Raw genomic sequence first — 21,324 nt, forward strand, 5'->3', positions numbered from 1 at the left:
TTTGCCACGGCATCATGGGGCGCGGCAATTGGCGACATGTCAGCATGCCTTCTTGACACGACAACGTGACATGAATATTCTGCTGTCATGAGCACGACCACGTACGAGAGCCCGCTCCGCGCAGAACAGATGGAGCAGACGCGCCTTCGGATACTGGAGGCGACGGCGGATGTGCTGGCGGACGAGGAGGTCAACGAGGTCACCGTTCCGCTTGTCGCCGTGCGCGCCCGCGTGTCGGTCCGTACCGTCTACCGGCACTTTCCGACCAAGGAGGCGCTCTTCGACGAGTTCGGTGAATGGGCGCAGGAGCACCTCCAGGTCGTCCTCCTTTCCTACCCAGACACGCTCGAGGGCGTCCGCGAGATGGCGCCTGCGCTCTATCGCATGTACGACGAGCGAGCGCCGCTGATCCGCGCCCTCTTATCCAAGCGCGGACAGGAGATCCGGGCCCGCACGCGGCGCCGGCGACTGGCGACGTTCGAGAAGGCGATGCGGGAGGTCACCGGCGGGCTCGGCCCGGCCGAGCGTCGGCGCGCCCTTGCGGTGATCTACCTGCTCGTGAGCGCGCCCGCTTGGCAGGCGATGCGCGACCAGTGGGACCTCGAGGGCCCGGAGGCCGGCAAGGCCGCCGCCTGGGCCGTACGCGTGCTGACGGACGAACTTCGCCGCAATCCGGCAAGCATGAAGGAGGTTGGTAATGATGACACTCGTCGCTGAGCAAACCTTCGCCCCACCCGGTCCGGGATCGTGGTTCCTCGACCCGACTCACTGGACGCGGCCGGTGACCCGCTTCCACGTGGAGATCTTTCCCGACGCGTTCCAGCGCGGCTTCGGCGAGAGCCTCCGCCGCTACGGATCGTTGCTCGAGTACCTGGAGGCGGGCTTCGTCAACGGGTTCCCGTACTACTGCGCACGTCCGGTCGGCGCGCCAAGGGAGGCGGTCGGTCACCCTCCGAAAGAGGTGTGGGACGAGCTCGCGCGCAATCACCCAATGATTCGGCGCAGGCTCGAGACGAGCGCGACCGTGTTCGAGCGCAAGCTCTGGCGCGAGGACCTCGAGCGCTGGGACTTGGAGGTGAAGCCCGCGGCGATCCGAGCTCACCTCGCGCTGCTCGCGGTTGACCCGGCGGCGCTCGACACGCCTGCGCTCCTCGCATACATCGATCGCTGCCGCGAGAACCAGATCCATGGCGCGTACATGCATCACCTCTTCAACGTGCCGGCGCTCCTGTCTGTGGGCGACTTCCTCGTGCACGCGCAAGAGTGGACAGGCCGCTCGCCAGCCCAGTTACTCGGTCTCCTCCAGGGCGCGAACCCCGACCCGCTCGGTGCAGACGAAGAGCTCGAGCGACTGGTCGGCGCTCTCCGACTAGATACGGCGGCGACGGCCTTGCTCACGTCGGCCGGAGAGCCGGGTGAGGTGGTCGCCGCGCTTCGCTCGCTGTCCGGCGACACGGGCCGGCTCGCTTCGGCATACGTCGATCGTGTCGCCTACCGGCCGGTAAACGGCGAGGACGTGGGCGACCCGTCGGTGCACGAGCTTCCCGAGCTGATCGTCGGAGCGATCCGCACAGCATTCGATCGCCTCGAGACTCCACCGGCGAACGACCTGGACCGGAAGACCTCTGAGTTGCGCGACGCAGTGCCCGCTCGGCATCGCGATGCCTTCGACGCGCTGCTCGAGGAGGCTCGGGCGACCTACCGGCTACGCGACGAGCGGGGCATCTACGCCGACCTCTGGGCGATCGGGATTATGCGGCGCGCGATCCTGGCGGCCGGCCGTCGGCTTACGGCGGCGGGACGGCTCGCCGATCCGGGCCATCTCGTCGAGGCTGGCTACGCGGAGCTGCGAAGCCTCGTCGAGTCCGGCGACGGCCCATCGGGCGAGGAACTGGCCGAGCGTGCGCGCTACCGGCTCAAGGCGCGCTACGCGGATGCGCCGGCGTTTCTCGGCGGCGAGCCGGGCGATCCGCTGCCGCCCGAGTGGCTGCCGTCCTCGGCGGCAAGGCTGGAGCGCGCGATCGGTGCAGCCGTGCAGGCGATCTTCGCCGCGCCGAAGCCACGCACCGAGGAGCGAAAGGTGCACGGTCTCGGCGTCAGCCCAGGCGTGTACGAGGGCATCGCACGGGTGATTCGCGGCACCGAGGAGTTTGGTCGCATCGAGCGGGGCGACATCCTCGTCACGAACTCGACGACGACGGCATTCAACATCGTGCTGCCGCTCCTCGGCGCGATCGTGACCGACCGGGGCGGGCTGCTCTCGCATGCCGCGATCGTCGCGCGCGAGTACGGGCTGCCGGCAGTCGTCGGGTGCACCGATGCGACCTCCGTGCTCCTGGACCGTGCGAGGATCATCGTCGATGGCACCGCGGGCGAGGTCGAGCTCGTCGCATGACGGAAGCAGGCGACGATGAAACCGGCAGCACTTACCGAGGAGCTCGAGGAAAGCCTGTTTGGCGGCAAGGCCGCGCAGCTGGCCGCGGCCACGCGTGCGGGCCTGCCCGTTCCCGCGGGTGTCGCGCTTCCGTACGGGTTCGTGGATGCACTCGCTGCTGACGAACGCGACGCGAGGCAGCGGCTGGCTGCAGTCTTTCGCACGCTCGGCGCCCCGCTCGTGGCGCGCTCGTCCGCAGTGGGTGAGGACTCCGAGCAGGCGAGCTTCGCAGGACAGCATCTGACGCAGCTGAACCTGCGCTCCGAGCCCGAACTCGTTGACGCCGTGTCCGCCATCTGGCGCTCGGCGCGCTCGCCTTCAGCGTTCGCGTACCGCGAGCGCCTTCGGCTGCCCCGCGAGCCGAGAATGGCCGTCGTCGTACAGGAACTCGTCGATGCGGACTCCGCCGGCGTGCTCTTCAGCCGTAACCCTGTCAACGGGTCGGACGAGCTCGTGATCGAGGCGGCCTGGGGGCTCGGGGAGTCGGTCGTTGCCGGTCTCGTCATCCCAGATCGGTTCCGCTTGAGGCGTGACGGTGCCGTCGCCGAGCGAATCGCGGGACTGAAGGACGTCGCCATACGCACCGACCCGGAAGGCGGCACAAGCAGCACACACGTTTCCGAGGGGCTCACCCGCGTGCTCTGCCTCGACGATGCACAGCTCGCCGCGCTTCATGCGCTCGCGCTCCGCTGCGACGAGGTGTTTGGCGGGGGCCACGACATCGAGTGGGCGTTCGCCGGCGGCCGGCTCTACCTCCTGCAGCGGCGAGCGCTCACGGCGATCCTACTCAGCAGTCGGAAATATAGGCGACAGAGGGCGCTTCGAAGAATGATCGAACAAGCCGGCGATTCTTCTGCATGTTGCGCAGTTGCTGGTCGACGCGGATTTCGAGTTTCTCGCCAGCTCGCAATGGGTTGCGAGCCACGCCGGTACGTTTGACGTGACTCCAGACCAGTTCGTCCGGGTTCAGGTCCGGTGCGTAGCCCGGCAGAATGTGCATGCTCAGCTTGCCCTGAGTGGATTCGATGTACTCGCGCACGTTGGCTTTCTTGTGGGCCGGCAATCCGTCGACCACCAAGTGCACCGGCTTGCTGCGACCCTTCATCATCTTCTTGAGCAATTCGATGAACAGTTCGGCATTGAGCGCACCCTGGTAAGTCGCAAACCAGAATCCACCCCTGGCGTTGACGGCCGATGCCGCGGAGATCGACTGGCGTTGGCCGGGCCGCTCGATAACCGGGGTCTTGCCCATGGGCGCCCAGGTCTTGCCGTGCACGGTGTCAGCCCGAAAGCCCGATTCGTCCCAGAAGTAGACGTCGGCACCACTTTGCCTCGCAGCCGTGGCGATGCCGGGGTAGGTTTCACGCTGCCAGCGCTCGATGGCTTGAGGATCGCGTTGGTAGGCGCGTTGCAGCGGCTTTTGCGGGGTCAGTCCGAGCTTGGCCAGCAACGCACCGACTGCGGTCACCCCCATATTCACGCCGAACTTCTGCTCGATCAGCGCCACGACAATGGCGCGTGTCCACAGCCCAAAGTCCAGTCCGTACTGTCGCGGGTCGCGCCCATTGATCCAACGAAATATTTGGCGCTCTTGCGCGGCACTCAGCGTCCGTGGTCGCCCGGTGCCGCGCGTGCCGCGCAATGCCTTGAGTCCCTTGCCTCGACCCGACGAGGCCTTCAGCCATTTGTAGATGGTTGTGCGGCTGAAACCGTAGGCGGCAATCACTGCAGAGGGCTTCTCCCCGTCGCGAACTCGCTCCACCGCCATCAGGCGAATCTCTTCAAGCGTTTTGTGATCCAGCGTGCGGCCATCTCGCTTCATGCACTATTGGATCATCAAACCGATCGCCGCGGTGACTTTTGTAGCCTAAATTATCGACTACTGAGTAAGTCCAGCTGCAGGCGACCACACGGACGAGCACGTGCGCTTGCCTAACTAGCAGTCCCGACACGACCGGCCGCTGTTGGCCGGTTGGAGCCTGTCACTGGAGAACCGCATCGCGCTGTTCCTCGGCCGACGCCGCAAGGGCCTCCTCCGCGCCGGTCAGGGGCGCAAGAAGGAAAGGTCCTCAGGTCAGGTCTCAGGCGGGAGTTCGAGGGACTGCGCGCGCCGAGACAGTGCGCGCGCGATGACCCGGCGCACGCCTAGCCGGGTGCCGCGCCTTGCGTGGCCGTGTACACGGCGTAGAGCGACTGGCTCGCGGCCATGAAGAGCCGGTTGCGCTTCGGTCCGCCGAAGCAGACGTTGCCGCAGACCTCCGGCAGGCGGATGCGCCCGATGAGCTTGCCGCCGGGTGTCCATACCGTCACGCCGCTGTAGCCGACGCGGCGCCCCGCATTGCTGGAGCACCAGAGGTTGCCGTCGACGTCCGAGCGCACGCCGTCGGGGCCGCACTTCACGCCGTCGATCATGAAGTTGTTGAAGAGCTTGCCATTGCTCAGCGTGTTGTTCGGCCCGACGTCAAACACGTACATGTCGCCCTTGCCGCCCGCGATCGTGTCGCCCGGGCCCTGGCCGGTGCTGACGATGTAGAGCTTCTTGAAGTCGGGCGAGAAGCACAGGCCGTTGGGGTCGGGCACGAGGTCTTCGCCGGCCACTTGGGTGAGCGCGCCGCTCTTGTCGAGGCGGTACACCGCCGTCGGCAACTCGCGCTGGTAGCTGCCGATCTCGGGCGGCTGTCCGAGCTTGGGATTCAATCGCCCTGCCTTGTTCGCGGGACCGCCGGGCGCGTCGACCGTGCCTTCGTAGAGCTGCGCGCCATAGGGCGGGTCGGTGAACCAGTAGCTGCCGTCCGGATGCGGCACCACGTCGTTCGGTGAGTTGAGCCGCTTGCCGTTGAAGTTCGACGCCAGCACGGTTGTCGAGCCGTCGAGCTCGTAGCGTACGACGCGCCGCGTGAGGTGCTCGCACGAGAGCTGCCGGCCCTGGTAGTCGAAAGTATTGCCATTGCTGTTGTTGGAAGGCACGCGGAACTCGCTCACGTGCCCGTCGTCCTCGCTCCAGCGTAGTTGCCGGTTGTTCGGAATGTCGCTCCACACGAGGAAGCGGCCGACCGAGCTCCACGCGGGCCCTTCGGACCACAGCGCGCCCGTCCACAGCCGCTGGATCGGCGCGTTAGGCTGGCGCAGGCCGTCGAAGGCCGGATCGACCGTGAGCACGTCAGGGTCGGTGAAGTAGGTGGTGGGCGCGCCGCGGCGACTGAAGTCGCGGGGAGGCTGCGTGACGGTGCTGGGCGGGCCGATGGGCGCGTTGGCCGAGGCCGAGCCCGATTGCGCGCTCGCCCATCGCGGTATCACGACGGCACTCGCGACGGCGGCGCCCGCGCCGCGCAGGAATTGGCGACGCATCGCGGCGCGATTCGACACCGGCTGGAAATCCGTTGGCAGCATGACTCACCCCCATCAGATGGAAAGCGGCTCGCATCCTATGCGCTTCTTGCGCAAAACGCGACCCCGGGCCAGTGGCCCACCGGGTCGCGCCTCGAGGTGCGTGGCACCTTCGCCATCAGTTCAGTGGCATGCGTGCGGTTCATTCCAGGACGCGTTCTGCCCAGTGGCCGCAGGGCGGGATTCGGGTCTTCGGAGCACAGCTTCGCTCCTTCGCTCACAGCTCTTTGACTCTCTATCCTGTAGTCCCCTGGACCCGCTGAACGCTCGCCCGGCGACGGCGCCATCGCGAGGGCCAACATCGCCAATGATCCCCAAGAGAATCCTCGCGCTGGTTGCTGTGGTGCTGGCCAGCCTGTCTTTCACGCTCCCCGCCCGGGCCGGGCCGCGCCTGGACGGCGGATGCTGCCACACGCCCCAGCCCGGTTTGGCGCCGGTTAGGGATTAACGGGCGCCAACGTTCTGACCCAGCGCTCGAACGCCGCACTTTCGAACGTGTGCACACCGCCTGGCGCCTTCGAGATGATGGTCTTGGACTTCAAGTTGTTGAGCGAATACTGCACGTCGGACGGCGCGAGCGAAGGAACGCCGAGAGCTTTGGCAAGCTTCACAAGCGCCGCCTTTCCGAATGGTTTGGCATGCGGGTCGTTGACGAAGAGCAGAAGGAGCTGGCGCTGCATCGCATCGAGCGACCCCCAGGTTCCTTCGTGGTTTTCCTCCTTGTCCTGCTCTGCCTTTTCGGTTGCCACTGCGCGCTCTAAGGAGAGCGATGGGTCCATGAGCATGGCCACGACCACCGAGAGGAATGGCTCGGGCTGCTGATGGAATTCTTGGAAGGCCGTCCACCCTGCGGCGACGTCCAGGGTTCGTCCGCTGGCGACCTGGAACTTCTTTGCGACGAATTCGACCAGTTCTCTGCCAAGCATCGGGAACTCTTGAACAGCGGCGCCCACCGAGAAGAGTGGCGCGGTGCTGTTGGAGAAGACGTTGGCGAGTTGCGTGCGCGATGAGCCGGTGAATACGACTCGCAGCTTGTCGCTGTTTTTGGTGATGGCGGTGCGCAGTGCCATTGCCATCAGTTCATTCTCCTTGTTTCGTGCAAGTTCCTGAGCTTCATCGACCAAGAGCAGAAGCTTCTTCTTGGAAACAAGCTTGACAACAAGTTCTTCGATACGCAGGGCGAGCTCAGTGGCTTCCTTTTTCGCGTCGCCCAACTCAACCTCGATGGCGCCCTTCAACTCACCCGCGCTGCCGGATGCCTTGACCTTCTTGACCGGCTCATGCAGCTTGTGGAGCGCCTTTTGTGCCAACGTCCTCGGCGTGAGCGCTTCCTCCAGCCCCCGAACAATCGCGATGCCGGGGTTCAACCTCGTCTGCCAAAGGTCCACATACGCGACGGTGAAGCCGGCAGCGTCGGCTGCCGGCGTCAGGTCTTTGCGCAGAAACACCGTCTTCCCGGTGCGCCGGGGCGCGAAAATGGTCGTGCTCACAACCGGCCCGGCTTGCAGCAGGGCTAGGTAGCGCTTTGCGAGCTCCGGTCGGGGGCAGTGCCAAATCTGGTTCAGTTCCATACGAAAAATTATATTCAATCTTCATAATTGTTGAAAGATAGTTTAATTTTTCACAATACTCGCTCTGCCTAGGGTGATTCATTTGCGGATACGTTGCGGAAGTCCGGTTCTGTGGCTGGCAGCGGTCTCGGAGCTTCGAGCCCAAACGCGACTTCTCGCCTTCTACAAGGCGGGACCTTCGGCGCTCACGTCTTCTCGTCGTCCTGAGCGTCCGACGAACCCAACTTCAACGGGTCGCCTGCGGCAGGCGAAGCGACGATCTCGTAGACGCGGCGGTGGAAGTCGGGAACGCCTTCGTCGTCCAGCACGACCTCCGCCAGGTCGCGCGGCTCGCGCCTTCCAACAGCGTACGGGTCGCGTCGCAGGCGGCCTGCACCGTGGCCGGCGGCGCCGCCTCCGGCACGCCGCTCCCCGGCCGCTGGGCCCCTTCTCCCTCACTCCTTCACGGACCCGGTCAACCCCGACACGTAGTACTCCACGAAGAACGAGTAGATGAACGCCACCGGCAACGAGCCCAGGAGCGCGCCGGCCATCAGCGGCCCCCATTGGTAGACGTCGCCCTGGACGAGCTCGGTCACCACGCCGACCGGCACCGTCTTGATCTCCGACGAGGACACGAAGGTGAGTGCGTAGATGAACTCGTTCCACGACAAGGTGAAGGCGAAGATGCCGGCCGAGATCAGGCCGGGCACGGCCAGCGGCAGCACGATCTTCACCAGGATCTGCCAGCGGCTCGCGCCGTCGATCAGCGCGCACTCCTCCAGCTCGAAGGGAATGGAGCGGAAGTAGCCCATCAGCAGCCAAGTGCAGAACGGGATCAGGAAGGTCGGGTAGGTGAGCATCAGCGCCAGGCGCGTGTCGAACAGGCCGAGGCCGAATACCACGTTCGCGAGCGGGATGAAGAGGATCGACGGCGGCACCAGGTAGGCGAGAAAGATCGCCAGCCCGACCTGGCGCGAGCCGTTGAAGCGCAGCCGCTCGATCGCGTAGGCCGCGAACACCGAGCAGCCGAGCGAACAGAAGGTCGACACCACCGACACCAGCAGCGTGTTCCAGATCCATTGGGGGTACGAGGTCTCGAACAGCAGCTTGTGGAAATGCGCCAACGTCGGCGCCACCACCCAGAAGGGATTGCCCTCGCGCGTCAGCAGTTCGGCGTCGGGTTTCACCGAGGTGATCGCCATCCAGTAGAACGGGAACAGCAGCACGATCAGGAAGACCACCAGCGGCAGGTACACGGTCACCACCTTGCGCGGCAACGATTCGAGATAGCTCATGCCGACCATGTCGGTCGTTGCGGCTTGGGCTGCGCTCATTTGTCGGTTCCTCCTTGCTGCCACTTGCGTCGTTGCAGGCCGAAGTAGCTGAAGAGCACGCAGGCGAGCAGGAACGGCACCATGGCGATGGCGATGGCCGCGCCTTCGCCGAGCGCCCCGCCCGAGATCGCGCGCTGGAAGGACAGCGTGGCCATCAGATGCGTGGCGTTGAGCGGTCCGCCGCGCGTGATCACGTAGATCAGCTGGAAGTCGGTGAAGGTGAAGAGGACCGAGAAGGTCATCACCACGGCGATGATCGGCGTCAGCAGCGGCAGCGTGACGTGCCGGAACTGCTGCCAGGGCGATGCGCCGTCGATGGCCGAGGCCTCGTAGTACGAGGGCGAGATGGTCTGCAGGCCGGCCAGCAGCGTGATGGCGACGAAGGGGATGCCGCGCCAGACGTTGGCCGCGATCACGGACCAGCGCGCGTTCCACGGATCGCCGAGGAAGTCGATGTACCTGTCGATCAGCCCCATCTTCAGCAGCGCCCAGCTGACGATCGAGAACTGGGAGTCGTAGATCCACCAGAAGGCGATGGCCGACAGCGCCGTCGGCACGATGTAGGGCAGCAGGATGACGGCGCGAAAGAGGGTCTTGAAGCGCAGGTTCTTGTTGAGCAGCAGCGCCAGCCACAGGCCGAGCACGAACTTGAACACACTCGCCACCACCGTGTAGAGCAGCGTGTTGAAGAGCGCCAGCCGGGTGACCGCGTCGTCCCAGAGGAACTCGTAGTTCTCCAGCCCGATCCACTGGCCGCCGCGGCCGACCTTGGTGTCGGTGAAGCCGAGCCAGATGCCCAGGCCGAGCGGATAGGTGAGAAACAGCAGCAGCAGTCCCGCCGCCGGCAGCATGAAGAGCAAGCCGAGGAAGTTGCGGCTGTCGGCAAGCCGCGCCGTCCACGGACGCGCCGGCGCCGGCGCGTCCGTGGCGGGCTCAGACCTTGTAGTAGCGCTCGGCACGCTTTTGCGCCCGTTCGGCGGCTTCCTTCGGCGACTTCGAGCCGCTGGCCGCCTCGGCCACCATGTTCGGAATGATGAAGTCGGCCGCAGCGCCCGCCGAGGCGTAGCCCAGCTTGCCGTCGTAGCCGGCCGGGCGCAGGTTCTTCACCGAGTCGCGGTACGGCGTGTGCTTCGGATCGACGGACCAGATCGGGTTCTTCTCGTAGTCGGCCAGCGGCTGCGCCACGTAGCCACCGCCGCCCTGCAGCCAGTCGTCGAACTGCGGCCGCTCCATCATGAAGCGCAGGAATTCCTTCGCCGCCTGCGGGTACTTGGTGTACTTCATGACCATCTGGTTGAAGAACAGGTGTGACTCGGTCGGCACCCCCACCGGCCCGATCGGGAACACCGCATGGCCGATGTCGGCCGCCATCTCCTTGATCTTCGGGTCTTGCGAGTTCTTGGCCGCGTAGTAGATCGAGATGCCGTTGTTGGTCACGCTGATCTGGCCGTCGAGGAAGGCCTTGTTGTTGTTCGGGTCCAGCCACGAGAGCGTGCCCGGGATGAAGTTGGCGTAGAGCTCCTTCGCGTACTCCAGCGCCTTCAGCGTCTCCGGGCTGTCGATCACCACCTTGTTGCTCTTGTCGACCAGCTTGCCGCCGAAGGCCCACACCAGCCAGTTGGTCCAGGTGCTGTCGCCGGTCGCGTTGCCCAGCGCCATGCCGCCGGGCGTGCCCTTGTCCTTGAGCGCCTTGTAGAGCTTGAGGAAGTCGTCGGTGGTCTTCGGGAAGCTGTCGAAGCCGGCCGCCTTCACCATGCTCTGGCGATAGACGATCAGCGACCCCGAGGCGCCCAGCGGCAGGCCGATCCACTTCCTGCCGTCGGGCCGCATGAAGGCCTGCGCCGCCGGGTACCAGCCGCCGTACTTCTTGCCGAGGTACTCGGCCAGGTCGGTGACGTCGAGCAGCTTGTCGGGATAGAGGTTGGCGTCGTCGTTGGTCGACAGGATGATGTCGGGCCCCGCGCCCGTGTTGGCCGCCACCGCCGCCTTCGGCCGCACGTCCTCCCAGGTTTCGTTGTCGACGCGCACCGGCACGCCCGTGGCCTCGGTGAACTTCTTCACGTTGGCCATGTAGGCATCGATGTCGCCCTGCACGAAGCGGCTCCAGCGCAGCACGCGCAGCGTGGCGCCCTTCTCGGGCTTGAAGGTCAACGACTGCGCGTGGGCGGCACTGGGGAAGACCGCGGTACCGGTGCCGAGCGTGGCGGCGGCGGCAACGCCGGCTGAACCTTCCAGAAATTGACGGCGATTGAACCCGGTCATTGGTGTCTCCTTCGTGTCTTGAACGGACTGCCCGTGGAATTCAGGACACCAGCCGTTCGCCGGTGCCTGCGTCGAAGAGGTGCGCGCGCTGCAGATCGGGCTGCAGATGGATGGTGGTCCCCGGCGCGAATTCGTGGCGCTCGCGGAACACCGCGGAGAGTTCCGCGCCTTCGTGGCGGCACGCGACGAAGGTGTCCATGCCCGTCGGTTCCATCACGGCCACGCGCGCGGGGATGCCGTTCGAATCGGCGAGCGTCAGGTGCTCGGGCCGGGTGCCGTAGACCACGGCCTGGCCGTCGACGCCGCCGCAGCGCAGCGGCGCTGCGAGCTGGGTGCCGTCCTTCAGTTCCACGTGCGCCGCGCCGTCCCTGCGCCGCAGCGTGCCCGGCAGGAAGTTCATGGCCGGCGAGCCGATGAAGCCGGCGACGAACTGGTTGGCCGGGTGGTCGTAGAGGTCGAGCGGGCTGCCGGTCTGCTCGATGCGGCCGTCGCGCATGACCACGATCTTGTCGCCCATGGTCATGGCCTCGATCTGGTCGTGCGTGACGTAGATCGACGTGGTCTTCAAGCGCTGGTGCAGTTCCTTGATCTCGCCGCGCATGGCCACGCGCAGCTTGGCATCGAGGTTGGACAGCGGCTCGTCGAACAGGAACACCTGCGGGTCGCGCACGATCGCGCGGCCCATCGCCACACGCTGCCGCTGGCCGCCCGAGAGTTGGCGCGGAAAGCGCTCGAGCAGCGGGATGAGGCCGAGGATCTCGGCGGCACGCTTCACCTTGGATTCGATCGTGGGCTTGTCCAGCTTGGCCAGCGCGAGCGCGAACGCCATGTTGTCGCGCACCGTCATGTGCGGATAGAGCGCGTAGTTCTGGAACACCATCGCGATGTCGCGTTCCTTGGGCGGCAGGTCGTTCACGCGCCGGTCGCCGATGCGGATTTCGCCGCCGTTGATCTCCTCCAGGCCCGCGATCATGCGCAGCAGCGTCGACTTGCCGCAGCCCGACGGGCCCACCAGCACGGTGAACGAACCGTCCTGGATGTCGATGTCGACCCCATGCAGGATGGAGACGTCGCCGAAGTTCTTCTTGACTGCCTGGATCGTGACACTGGCCATGCACTGAGTCCTGAGAGTTCGCAAGCGGACGTGCGCCGACGCGGGAAGCGCGTGCCGTCGCAGCGCGCAGTATTGGCAATGCGATAGGCCCGCGCATCAGGGCAAACCGGGGTATGCGACCATTCCCTTGGACTTGTATGATGACCCGATAAGCGAGCTCATTTCACCACCGCCGTGCGGGCGTCCACCCTCCCCCAGCCCCAGCAGTTGATGGTCGATCGGTTGTCCGACCGGCTGGCGGCGCGCCTGTGCGCGCAGATCGAATCGGGCGCGCTCATACCCGGCGATCGGCTGCCGACCGAGCAGCAGCTCGCGGCCTCGCACGGAGTCTCGCGCACCGTGGTGCGCGAGGCGGTGCACCAGCTCAAGTCCAAGGGCATGGTGCGATCGCGTCAGGGACTGGGCGTGTTCGTCGCGCCCCCGCCGCAGCATCAGGCGCTGGCCTTCGACCCCGCCGTGCTGGGCTCGGTGCAGGCGGTGGTGCACGTGGTCGAGGTGCGGCGCGTGCTCGAGGGCGAGATCGCTGCGCTGGCCGCCGAGCGCGCCACCCGCACGCAGATCGCCGCCCTGCGGCGCAGCCTGAAGGCCATCGACGCGGCCGTCGCCGACGGGCGCGACGGCGTGGCCGAAGACCTCGCCTTCCACCGCGTGATCGGGGAATCGACCGGCAATCCGCAGTTTCGCCTGCTGCTCGGCTTTCTCGAACAGTACCTGCGCGAGGGCATGCGCATCACGCGCGGCAACGAGGCCCGGCGGATGGACTTCATGGTGGCGGTGCAGCGCGAGCATCGCGCCATCTTCGAAGCCATCGCCGCGCGCAATCCGGCCGCGGCGAGACATCGCGCCATCGATCACCTGATCCGCGGCGAGCAGCGGCTCATTGAAGGGGGGGTCATCGACGGCCGGCGCCGGCGCGCCGCCGCCAAGGCCGTGCGCGCCGCAGCGGCCCTCCACCGCCCGAAGGACAGGCCATGACAAGGAAGGACAACACATGAAACTGATGATCACCGGCGGCGGCGGCTTCGTGGGCTCGCGCCTGGCGCGAGCGCTGCTTGCGCGCGGCAGCTTGGCCGGCGAGCGCATCGACAGGCTCGTGCTCAGCGACATCGCGCCGCCGCCGGCCGACCTGCTCGCGGATGCGCGGGTCGAGGCACGGACCGGCGCGCTGCTCTCGCAAACCGACGCCTTGCGCGAGGAGTCCTTCGATGGCGTCTTCCACCTGGCCTCTGCCGTCTCCGGCGAGTGCGAGGCCGATTTCGAGCTCGGCCTGCGCTCCAACCTCGACAGCACGCGCGCGCTCCTCGACGCGTTGCGCGCGCAGGTCGAGGCCGGCGGCAAGGTGCCGCGCCTGGTCTTCTCCAGCTCGGTCGCGGTCTTCGGCCCCGATGCGGCCGTGCCGATGCCCCGCGTGGTGGCCGACGCCACGCTGCCCGCGCCCCAGACCTCGTACGGCACGCAGAAGCTCATCTGCGAGCACCTGGTCGCCGACTACACGCGCAAGGGCTACATCGACGGCCGGGCCGCGCGGCTGATGACCGTGACGGTACGGCCGGGCAGGCCCAACGGCGCGGCCTCGTCCTTCTTCAGCGGCATCATCCGCGAGCCGCTGGCCGGCGTGGAATCGATCTGCCCGGTGTCGCCCGACGTGTCGCATCCGGTGTCGTCGCCGCAACGCACGGTGGAGGGCCTGATCGCCGTCTTCGAGGCCAGCCGCGAGGCCTTCGGCGGGCGCACCGCGCTCAACCTGCCGGCCCTCAACGTGCGCGTGAGCGAGATGCTCGATGCGCTCGAGCAGGTCGCCGGATCGGCGGTGCGGGCGCGCGTGCGCTTCGAGCGCGACGAGCGCATCGCCGGCATCGTGGCCAACTGGCCCACCGGCGCATCGGCGGCGCGCGCCGCGCGGCTCGGGCTCTTGCCGCACGATCACTTCGCCGACATCGTGCGGCAGTACATCGACGACTGCCGGGCCCGGCCCGACGCCGACCAAACGCTGAAGGGAATGCGCTGATGAAGCCGAGGAACAAGAGCAAGAAGAGCAAGACCGCGGCGCTGCGCTCCCAGGCCTGGTTCGACAACCCGGCCAACGCCGACATGACGGCGCTCTACATCGAGCGCACGATGAACTTCGGGCTCGGCTTCGACGAGCTGCAGTCGGGGCGCCCGATCATCGGCATCGCGCAGACCGGCTCGGACATCGCGCCGTGCAACCGCCATCACCTGGTGCTGGCCGAGCGCGTGCGCGAGGGCATCCGCGATGCCGGCGGCATCGCCTTCGAGTTCCCGATCCACCCCATCCAGGAAACCTGCAAGCGCCCGACGGCGGCGCTCGACCGCAACCTGCAATACCTGTCGCTGGTCGAGGTCCTCTACGGCTACCCGCTCGACGGCGTGGTGCTGACGACCGGCTGCGACAAGACCACGCCGGCCCAGATCATGGCCGCGGCAACCGTGGACATTCCCGCGATTGCGCTCAACGCGGGTCCGATGCTCAATGGCTGGTTCCAGGGCGAGCGCACCGGCTCGGGCACCATCGTGTGGAGGGCGCGCGAGATGATGGCCGCCGGCGAGATCGGTTATCAGGAATTTCTGAAGCTCGTGGCCTCCTCGGCCCCGTCGACCGGCCATTGCAACACCATGGGCACGGCATCGACCATGAACTCGCTGGCCGAAGTCCTGGGCATGACGCTGCCGGGCAGCGCCGCGATTCCGGCGCCCTATCGCGACCGCCAGGAGATGGCGTACCTGACGGGCAAGCGCATCGTCGAGATGGTGCGAGAGAACCTCAAGCCTTCCGACATCCTCACGCGCGCGGCGTTCGAGAACGCGATCGTCGTGAACTCGGCGCTCGGCGGCTCGACCAATGCGCCGATCCATCTGAATGCCATCGCGCGCCACATCGGCGTCGCGCTGACCACGGCCGACTGGGAGCAGCACGGCTACAGGATCCCGCTGATCGTGAACCTGCAGCCGGCCGGCGAGTACCTCGGCGAGGAGTACTACCGCGCCGGCGGCGTGCCGGCAGTGGTCGCCGAGTTGATCGCCCAGGGCAAGATCCAGCCGGCGCTCACCGCCAACGGCAAGACGCTCATCGAGAACTGCGAAGGCAAGTTCACCAGCGACCGCAAGGTCATCTTTCCGTACACCAAGCCGATGAAGAAGAACGCCGGCTTCCTCAATCTCCGGGGCAACCTGTTCGACTCCGCGATCATGAAGACCAGCGTGATCACGCCGGAGTTCCATGCGCGCTACCTCGAGAATCCGAAGGACCCGATGGCCTTCGAAGGCACGGCCATCGTCTTCGACGGCCCGGAGGACTATCACCGCCGCATCGATGACCCGAAGATGAAGCTCGATGCGAACAGCATTCTCTGCATGCGCGGCGTGGGCCCGGTCGGCTATCCCGGTGCGGCCGAGGTGGTCAACATGCGCGCGCCCGACTACCTGTTGAAGAAAGGCATCGCCGCGCTGCCCTGCATCGGCGACGGCCGGCAGTCCGGCACCTCGGGCTCGCCGTCGATCCTCAACGCCTCGCCGGAGGCCGCGACCGGCGGCGGCCTCGCACTGCTCGAGACCGGCGATCGCGTCCGCATCGACCTGAAGAAGCGCACGGCGAACATGCTGGTCCCGGACGAGGAAATCGCCCGGCGCCGGGCAAAGCTCGAGGCGGCCGGGGGCTATCCGTACCCGCCGAGCCAGACGCCGTGGCAGGAGATCCAGCGCGCCGTCGTCGACGAGCTCTCCGAAGGCATGGTGCTCAAGCCCGCGGTCAAGTACCAGAAGATCCATGCGACCTTCGGCATTCCCCGGGACAACCATTAGCGGCTGTCGAGTGTCGCCGCAACGAGCCCATGGAGGCCCACCGAGGCCCGACCCATCCCATGGCGCACGGATCGACGTCTGGTCGATCGTGTCGGTGTGTCTGTTCCGCATCACCCCGGCGTTGGGGAGGCGGCCCTGCAGCCGGGTCGTGACGAAGCGATGGCGGCCAGCGCGGGAGGAGCGGAGATCTCCAGGCCTGGACCGCGCCGCCTGAAGACGAGATCACCGCGGGGCAGTCGGTCCTGCCGCACGTGCCCGGGGTGGGGTTTGCAGGCGTGCCGTGAGGCGGGGTTACCAGAACTTCCACCACGGCTTGCGCGGCGCGACCGGCGCCAGCGGCTCGAGTTGCTGCAGCTGACTCGCGCTCAGGCGCCTGCGCCGTTCGACTTCGAAGGCGTGGGCCACGCCGAAGGCCCGCCGGTCGCCGCGCAGCGCCTGCGCGCGCCAGCTGACGGCGAGCTCCTCGAGGCGCTCGTCATCGAGGAGGGCGATCTGGGACGGCGTGGGCAGGGGGGTCATGGGCGCGATGATGATAGTCCCCGATCGGGTGGTGAGCCACCCGCGCAAGCGCGCCGCGAGAGGTGGAACACGCGCCAGATCTCCGGCACCGCGCCAGGCATTCGAACGGTCTGCGCAGCGGGTTCGAGGCAGCGGGCTTCCCAAAGACCGCCATGCCTCGGGAGTCCGTCTGGGCGCCGTTCGACGCTAGCGTGCATCCCGCGACGCCATCAAGGCCTGGTGGAGCTTGTCCAAGCCCCGGACGAGCCCGCGCACTTCGGCGTTCGACAGCGCCGCCGTCCACCGCTCGACTTCCGCGTGATCGTCCGTGTTGCGGTGCTTCCAGAATTGACGGTGCATTTTCGTCAGATGCAGACGGCGAAGGCGCCCGTCCTGCGCGTCCAGGGCGATCTCGACGAATCCCTTGCGCTCGAGCACGCTGACGATCTGCTTGAGGTTCTGGTGGCTCATCGCCAGGCTCGACGCGAGTTGCTTGAGCGTGGGCGGCTCGGCCTGGCCTTGCAGCACCTGCAGCACCATCGCCTGCTGGGTCGTGAGGCCGCTGTCCGCCAGCAGCCTGTCCATGCGGGCGCGCAGTTCCATGCCGCTGGCGAGAAGGAGCCGGAACAGCAAGACGCGATCGGCCTGTTCGGCGTCCCGATCTGCGTCCAGCCCGAGGTTCAGGATTTGACGGCGAAGGTCCATAGGGAATATATTACCTATATTCGATCGCGCCGGCGATGACCAGCAAGGTGGCACCATGATCGCTCTGTTTCCGCATTGCGGATTCCTCTCGGAGACCTCGCGCATGCTGGCCATTGCACAGGCGCTCATGGCGCGCGGCGAGCAGGTCACCCTGGCAACCCATGGCGGTCCCTACACGCGCGTGCTCGACGAGGCGGGCGTGCACTACACGCTGCTGGAGCCCACCATGGACGCGCGGCGTTGCGAGGAATACCTCGCCGGCATCGTCACGCTGGGAAGGCCGGGCACCCGGCTCCAGCCGCCTGACGAAGTGCGCGCCGGCGTGCGCAGCGAGGTGGCGTTCCTGCGGGCCCACGCGGCCGACATGATCGTGATCGGATTCACGCTGACGGCCTACCTGTCGGCCCGGGTGCTCGGCATCCCGCTCGCGGCCTCGCATGGCGGCTCCTACGTTCCGCCGGTCTTCGAGCAGGGGCTGGCACCTGCACCCTCGCAGTCGCCCGTTCCCCAACTCGATTGGCTGCCCGCTTCGATGCTGAAGATGATGGCCAACCTGGGGCCGCCCCGCATGCGCGGCCCGGTCGCATTCCTGAACGAGATTGCTGCCGAACTGGACGTCGAGCCCGTGCCCAGCCTGGCCGCGCTGATGCTGGGCGACCTGACCTTGGTCACCGACGTTCCCGAAGTGCTGGGCATTTCCGACGCAGCGATGTCGGCATGGACGCCCAGGGATCGGCGCGCCTACCGCGCGGGCACGCGCCTGCGCTACGTCGGCCCGCTTTACGCCCGCCTCGACCTGCCCATTCCGGCGAGGGTGGAAGCCTTCCTCGACGGTGCACGACCGACGGCCTACGTGTGCCTGTCGTCGAGCACGCCCGCTTTCATACGGCGCGTCGTTTCGGGCGTGCGGGACGCCGGCCTGCGCGTGCTCGTCGGCGCGACGATCCACGAACTGCACGACCTGGAAAGCGCCGAGGTGCTCGTGGAATCCATCTTGCCGAGCCATCGGATCATGCCGCGCGTCGCCGTGGCGCTGATCATGGGGGGACAGGGCAGCGTGCAGACGGCGATGGCCGCCGGCACGCCCTTCGTCGGCTTTCCGCTGCAGCCGGAGCAGGAGCTCAACGTGGCCTTGGCCGTTCGGCACGGCATGGCGATCGCCATCGGACCGCGTCACGCGGATGAGGCGAAGGTGGCGCAGGCGGTCCGCCAGATCGTGGGCGACCCGTCCTATGCCGCAGCCGCCGCACGGACGCGACGGCACTACGTCGAGGTCGATGGCGCCGGGCGTGCCGCCGAGGCCGTGATCGCGCACCTGCGCGCGCATGCCGGGTCCGAGTGCGCGACCGAGGGAAGACGCTGAACGCGCTCGGGGCCGGCGAGCCGGCCCGCGGGTTCGGTGGACGGCCGTTCGCAGAGCCGGGATGGCACTTGGCGCAGCCGGGCATCAACACGGAAAACGCCAAGTCGGGAGGGCCCGCGAACCCGGCAGGACTGGGCGGTCGGCGCACCGGCCTGCGGATTCAGGGCGGCAACTGATCGAGTTGGTCGACGGTCTCGCGCAGACGGTCCAACGCCACCAGCGTCTTCGCAAAGGCTTCCTTCTGGATGGCGTTGTCGTCGAGCACACGAAAGACGAAGGCTTCGAAGGCGTCACCGATGGGACCTTCCAGCATCCGGTGTTCTTCCAGGATGACGTTGCCGCGAATCAGCAGGTCCGCCATCGCGCGCGCCACCGGCGCATGCGCCTCCTCGAAGGCGTCCAGGAGTCTCTTGAGCTCTTCGGGCGTGGCAGGCATGGTGTGTTCCTTGGTCGCTGTTGAGTACGGCACCCAGTTGAAGGTCGCGCAGACCCGTGCAGCATAGACCCGGTGCCAGTGCGCTTCGCCGGCGGCACTGGGGGGCGTCGCGCACGAATCTCATGGCTCGGACGGTGCAGCACGCGGGCGCCTCCTCAGGCGAAGTCCTCGCGGCAGATCTGCGGCGTGGCCTCGGCATTCCCGGCGAGTCGACCCAGCACGGGGCGCCCGCTTCTCGCCTGACGCCGGCAGCGATGGTCCCAGTAAACATCACTTCGGCGTTTTCGGATCAGCCCCCGACGCGTCACCAGCGCGGCCATCGCTCAGCTCGCGCCGCCTGGGCGCCCCAGCGCCACGGCCATGACGGGCTTGGCCCACTGCGGCACCTGGTCGAGCGCGACGTGGGCGACGATGCGCCCGCCTTCCATGTGCAGCAGCAGCAACGGCTGGGGCCGCTGCCCGGCCTTCGGATCGCCTTCGGCGCTGTTGTCGTAGACGCGCAGGCTCGCCAGATGCGGCAGCAGCCGGATCAGGTTGGCGCGGCTGCTCTCGTAGCGCTCGCGGATCTTCACTTCGGGGATGTCATGACCGCCAGCGGCCACCCGCGCCCGGACGCGCTGCAGGTGCAGCTCCGGCGACGACAGCCCGGCATACCAGAGATGCACCTGCGCGCCCTGGCGCGCGCCGTCGAGCAGCATCTGGGGAATGGTCCTGGCGCCCAGCGTGGTCTCGAAGGCGAAATTCAGTCCCTGCGCCAGGGCCCGCTCGAGCCCCTGGCGGCCGAACTCCCAGGCCTGGGCATTGGCCGCCTCGGCCGACAGTCCCGGGTTGGCATCGAGCAGCGCGCGGGCGGCCAGGTCAGGGTTGAAGTAGTCGACCTTCTTCTGCAGCAGCGCAGCGCCGCCCACGCTGCTCTTGCCGGCGCCGTTGACGCCGGCCAGCACGAAGATCCGTGCCGGCATCAGCCGCGTGCTGCCTGTGCCGCCTGGACAACCGCCGCCTCACCGAGGTCCGCAGGATCCATGGCGAAGGCATCGGCCATGGCCTGTGCGGCGGCCTCGCCCTGCATGCGCGCGAACATGTCGTCGAAGCGATGCGTGAGGGCTTCCAGGTTCGGCTCCGACGCCTGCTCCATCTCCAGGTAGCGTTCCACCGACATCAGCACCATCGAGGGCTTCTCGTGGCGCGTGATCACCACCGCGCCTCGCGCCATCACCGTGCTGCTCACCGCCTGCATGCCCGAGGCCAGCTTGGTGGCGGAGAACGACGGCAGGTCGCGCGCGAGGCGCTCGATCCCGGCAGGTCGGACAGGGGCGGTATGGGCGACCATCGCAAATCCTTGAAATTAAAGGTTTTGCCCATTTTACCCATTTTCTGGGACCTGGCTGCCATCGGGACTGCAGAATCAAAGCAACCACTTACTTTTCCGCATCCGCTGCGCTCAAAGGCCGGCCGGTTGGAACGCCTTGCCCGAGCAGCCGTCAAGCTTCCGTGAAATGGGAGGCCATCGCGGCAGGAGGCCGTTGGGAAGTCCAAACCCTCCCACCGAATGGCTCGGCTATCCCTTGCCCCGCGTCTTGAACGCGTCGTCCGGCGCGGTCGGTTCATCGCTGCCGTGCGCGTCCTCCAACCAGTTCGGAACGGAGGAAAGACGGCGCGCCTCCACTTCGCTGAACTCCTGCTCGGCGCTGATGAAGCGCAGCTCGCATCCGCCAAGGCTCAGTACGTCGCCGTCGACCAGCACTTGCGTCTGGATGCGCTCGCCGTTCACGAAGGTCCCGTTCTGGCTACCGAGATCCTGGATGATGGTGAACGCCGGCTCGACCACGATCACGGCGTGGCTGCGGCTCGCAAAGATCGAGTTGAGGACGACGTCGTTGTGCTTGCCGCGGCCCAGCGTGGTTTCCATCGGTCCGAGGTCCACCTGGCCCGTCTTGCCTGCCGAGGTGATCATGAGCTTGGGCATGCGCCATCTTACGGAGCCGATGCGAGAAGGGTCGAGCCGGACGCGTGCCTGCCTTGCCGTCGGACGCTGTCGCTTCGCGGTGCGGACAACTTCAGGGACCGGTGCCCTGGCCTGCCCTCCGCCGCGCGGGGGAAGGCGCCAGGATTCGGCAAGCACAGACTCCCGACTGGGCAATTTCGCGCCAGGGCGCGCCATGCGCTCATGCGAAAGCGTGTGCTCACACTGACCCATGAGCACGTGGCAGTTGATGCACGCCTGCTCAACGAGCCTCGCGGGTGTGGAGCAGGGGCACGATGAAGCTGGCCCCGCCAATCCAGTCACATACCGGCGACGCCCTGGGCCAGCGCAAATCCAGCGGCACCCGGTCGGTGGCCTTCTCGGGCCAAGTGACCTGGCCCAGCCATCAACGGAAGGCGGTAGTCGGCGCCGCCGTTTCCCCAGTGCTGACAGGCC

Annotated in this window: 20 protein-coding genes and 1 pseudogene; 7 read left to right on the forward strand and 14 right to left on the reverse strand. The window is 67.1% G+C overall.

Annotated features, from left to right (window positions below; all coding sequences use genetic code 11):
- The first annotated feature begins 87 nt into the window (after positions 1-87).
- The 3 genes and pseudogenes from GXN78_RS30970 to GXN78_RS41555 all read left to right on the forward strand — a co-directional run.
- Positions 88-717 (forward strand): TetR/AcrR family transcriptional regulator, encoded by a 630-nt coding sequence (locus GXN78_RS30970; RefSeq protein ID WP_106561024.1) that lies wholly within the window; start codon positions 88-90, stop codon positions 715-717.
- Positions 698-2,395: a PEP-utilizing enzyme gene (locus GXN78_RS30975; RefSeq protein ID WP_106561025.1), complete on the forward strand. Its 1,698-nt coding sequence runs from the start codon at positions 698-700 to the stop codon at positions 2,393-2,395. The genes GXN78_RS30970 and GXN78_RS30975 overlap by 20 nt, the downstream gene beginning before the upstream one ends.
- A gap of 15 nt (positions 2,396-2,410) precedes the next feature.
- Positions 2,411-3,154, forward strand: a pseudogene (locus GXN78_RS41555) (PEP/pyruvate-binding domain-containing protein); the annotation flags it as partial.
- A 67-nt stretch (positions 3,155-3,221) separates the two neighbouring features.
- Here the strand turns inward: GXN78_RS41555 and GXN78_RS30985 are convergent.
- From GXN78_RS30985 to ugpC, 8 genes are all read right to left on the reverse strand, one after another.
- Positions 3,222-4,256 (reverse strand): IS630 family transposase, encoded by a 1,035-nt coding sequence (locus tag GXN78_RS30985; protein WP_106561526.1) that lies wholly within the window; start codon positions 4,254-4,256, stop codon positions 3,222-3,224.
- A 323-nt stretch (positions 4,257-4,579) separates the two neighbouring features.
- On the reverse strand, positions 4,580-5,782 hold the full coding sequence (locus tag GXN78_RS30990) for an SMP-30/gluconolactonase/LRE family protein (RefSeq protein ID WP_106559441.1): 1,203 nt from the start codon (positions 5,780-5,782) through the stop codon (positions 4,580-4,582).
- Positions 5,783-6,258: 476 nt separating this feature from the next.
- Complete coding sequence (locus GXN78_RS30995; RefSeq protein WP_106559433.1) at positions 6,259-7,392, reverse strand: AAA family ATPase; 1,134 nt, start codon at positions 7,390-7,392, stop codon at positions 6,259-6,261.
- Between the two features lie 185 nt (positions 7,393-7,577).
- A complete protein-coding gene (locus GXN78_RS42075; protein ID WP_258187146.1) occupies positions 7,578-7,700 on the reverse strand; it encodes a hypothetical protein in 123 nt (40 codons plus the stop codon).
- A 126-nt stretch (positions 7,701-7,826) separates the two neighbouring features.
- Entirely contained in the window at positions 7,827-8,708 is an 882-nt protein-coding gene (locus GXN78_RS31000) for a carbohydrate ABC transporter permease (RefSeq protein ID WP_106559432.1), read from the reverse strand.
- Complete coding sequence (locus GXN78_RS31005) at positions 8,705-9,559, reverse strand: sugar ABC transporter permease (RefSeq protein ID WP_106559440.1); 855 nt, start codon at positions 9,557-9,559, stop codon at positions 8,705-8,707. Before GXN78_RS31005 ends, GXN78_RS31000 begins: the two co-directional genes overlap by 4 nt.
- Before the next feature lie 82 nt (positions 9,560-9,641).
- Complete coding sequence (locus tag GXN78_RS31010; RefSeq protein ID WP_106559431.1) at positions 9,642-10,970, reverse strand: substrate-binding domain-containing protein; 1,329 nt, start codon at positions 10,968-10,970, stop codon at positions 9,642-9,644.
- Positions 10,971-11,010: 40 nt separating this feature from the next.
- Positions 11,011-12,084, reverse strand: a complete 1,074-nt coding sequence (gene ugpC, locus GXN78_RS31015; RefSeq protein ID WP_106559430.1) for a sn-glycerol-3-phosphate ABC transporter ATP-binding protein UgpC — start codon at positions 12,082-12,084, stop codon at positions 11,011-11,013.
- 174 nt (positions 12,085-12,258) lie between these two features.
- Between ugpC and GXN78_RS31020 the strand changes: the two genes are divergently transcribed.
- From GXN78_RS31020 to GXN78_RS31030, 3 genes are read left to right on the forward strand one after another with little or no spacing between them, the layout of a single operon-like run.
- Positions 12,259-13,059: an FCD domain-containing protein gene (locus GXN78_RS31020; RefSeq protein WP_106559429.1), complete on the forward strand. Its 801-nt coding sequence runs from the start codon at positions 12,259-12,261 to the stop codon at positions 13,057-13,059.
- 16 nt (positions 13,060-13,075) lie between these two features.
- A complete protein-coding gene (gene denD / locus GXN78_RS31025; protein WP_106559428.1) occupies positions 13,076-14,092 on the forward strand; it encodes a D-erythronate dehydrogenase in 1,017 nt (338 codons plus the stop codon).
- Entirely contained in the window at positions 14,092-15,903 is a 1,812-nt protein-coding gene (locus tag GXN78_RS31030) for an IlvD/Edd family dehydratase (protein ID WP_106559427.1), read from the forward strand. Before denD ends, GXN78_RS31030 begins: the two co-directional genes overlap by 1 nt.
- 291 nt (positions 15,904-16,194) lie before the next feature.
- Here GXN78_RS31030 and GXN78_RS31035 read toward each other — a convergent pair whose 3' ends face one another.
- Together GXN78_RS31035 and GXN78_RS31040 are read right to left on the reverse strand one after the other, a co-directional pair.
- Positions 16,195-16,422 carry a hypothetical protein gene (locus GXN78_RS31035; protein ID WP_106559426.1) on the reverse strand — a complete coding sequence of 76 codons (228 nt, stop codon included), beginning with the start codon at positions 16,420-16,422 and terminating at the stop codon, positions 16,195-16,197.
- A 186-nt stretch (positions 16,423-16,608) separates the two neighbouring features.
- Positions 16,609-17,220, reverse strand: a complete 612-nt coding sequence (locus GXN78_RS31040; RefSeq protein ID WP_164255972.1) for a MarR family transcriptional regulator — start codon at positions 17,218-17,220, stop codon at positions 16,609-16,611.
- Between GXN78_RS31040 and GXN78_RS31045 the strand changes: the two genes are divergently transcribed.
- A complete protein-coding gene (locus GXN78_RS31045; protein WP_164255975.1) occupies positions 17,210-18,469 on the forward strand; it encodes a glycosyltransferase in 1,260 nt (419 codons plus the stop codon). The two genes, GXN78_RS31040 and GXN78_RS31045, sit on opposite strands and share 11 nt — an antisense overlap.
- A gap of 160 nt (positions 18,470-18,629) precedes the next feature.
- Here GXN78_RS31045 and GXN78_RS31050 read toward each other — a convergent pair whose 3' ends face one another.
- The 4 genes from GXN78_RS31050 to GXN78_RS31065 all read right to left on the reverse strand — a co-directional run bounded on the left by GXN78_RS31050 (position 18,630) and on the right by GXN78_RS31065 (position 20,871).
- Positions 18,630-18,905: a hypothetical protein gene (locus GXN78_RS31050; protein ID WP_106559424.1), complete on the reverse strand. Its 276-nt coding sequence runs from the start codon at positions 18,903-18,905 to the stop codon at positions 18,630-18,632.
- Positions 18,906-19,228: 323 nt separating this feature from the next.
- The gene (locus GXN78_RS31055) at positions 19,229-19,867 is read right to left on the reverse strand and encodes a zeta toxin family protein (RefSeq protein ID WP_106559423.1); all 639 of its coding nucleotides are present in this window, start codon (positions 19,865-19,867) and stop codon (positions 19,229-19,231) included.
- Positions 19,867-20,235, reverse strand: a complete 369-nt coding sequence (locus GXN78_RS31060; RefSeq protein ID WP_106559422.1) for a hypothetical protein — start codon at positions 20,233-20,235, stop codon at positions 19,867-19,869. The genes GXN78_RS31055 and GXN78_RS31060 overlap by 1 nt, the downstream gene beginning before the upstream one ends.
- A 228-nt stretch (positions 20,236-20,463) precedes the next feature.
- A complete protein-coding gene (locus GXN78_RS31065) occupies positions 20,464-20,871 on the reverse strand; it encodes an FHA domain-containing protein (RefSeq protein WP_164255978.1) in 408 nt (135 codons plus the stop codon).
- Positions 20,872-21,324 lie beyond the last annotated feature (453 nt).

It is taken from the genome of Variovorax sp. WS11 (assembly GCF_010499245.1).
Taxonomy (GTDB): Bacteria; Pseudomonadota; Gammaproteobacteria; order Burkholderiales; family Burkholderiaceae_C; genus Variovorax.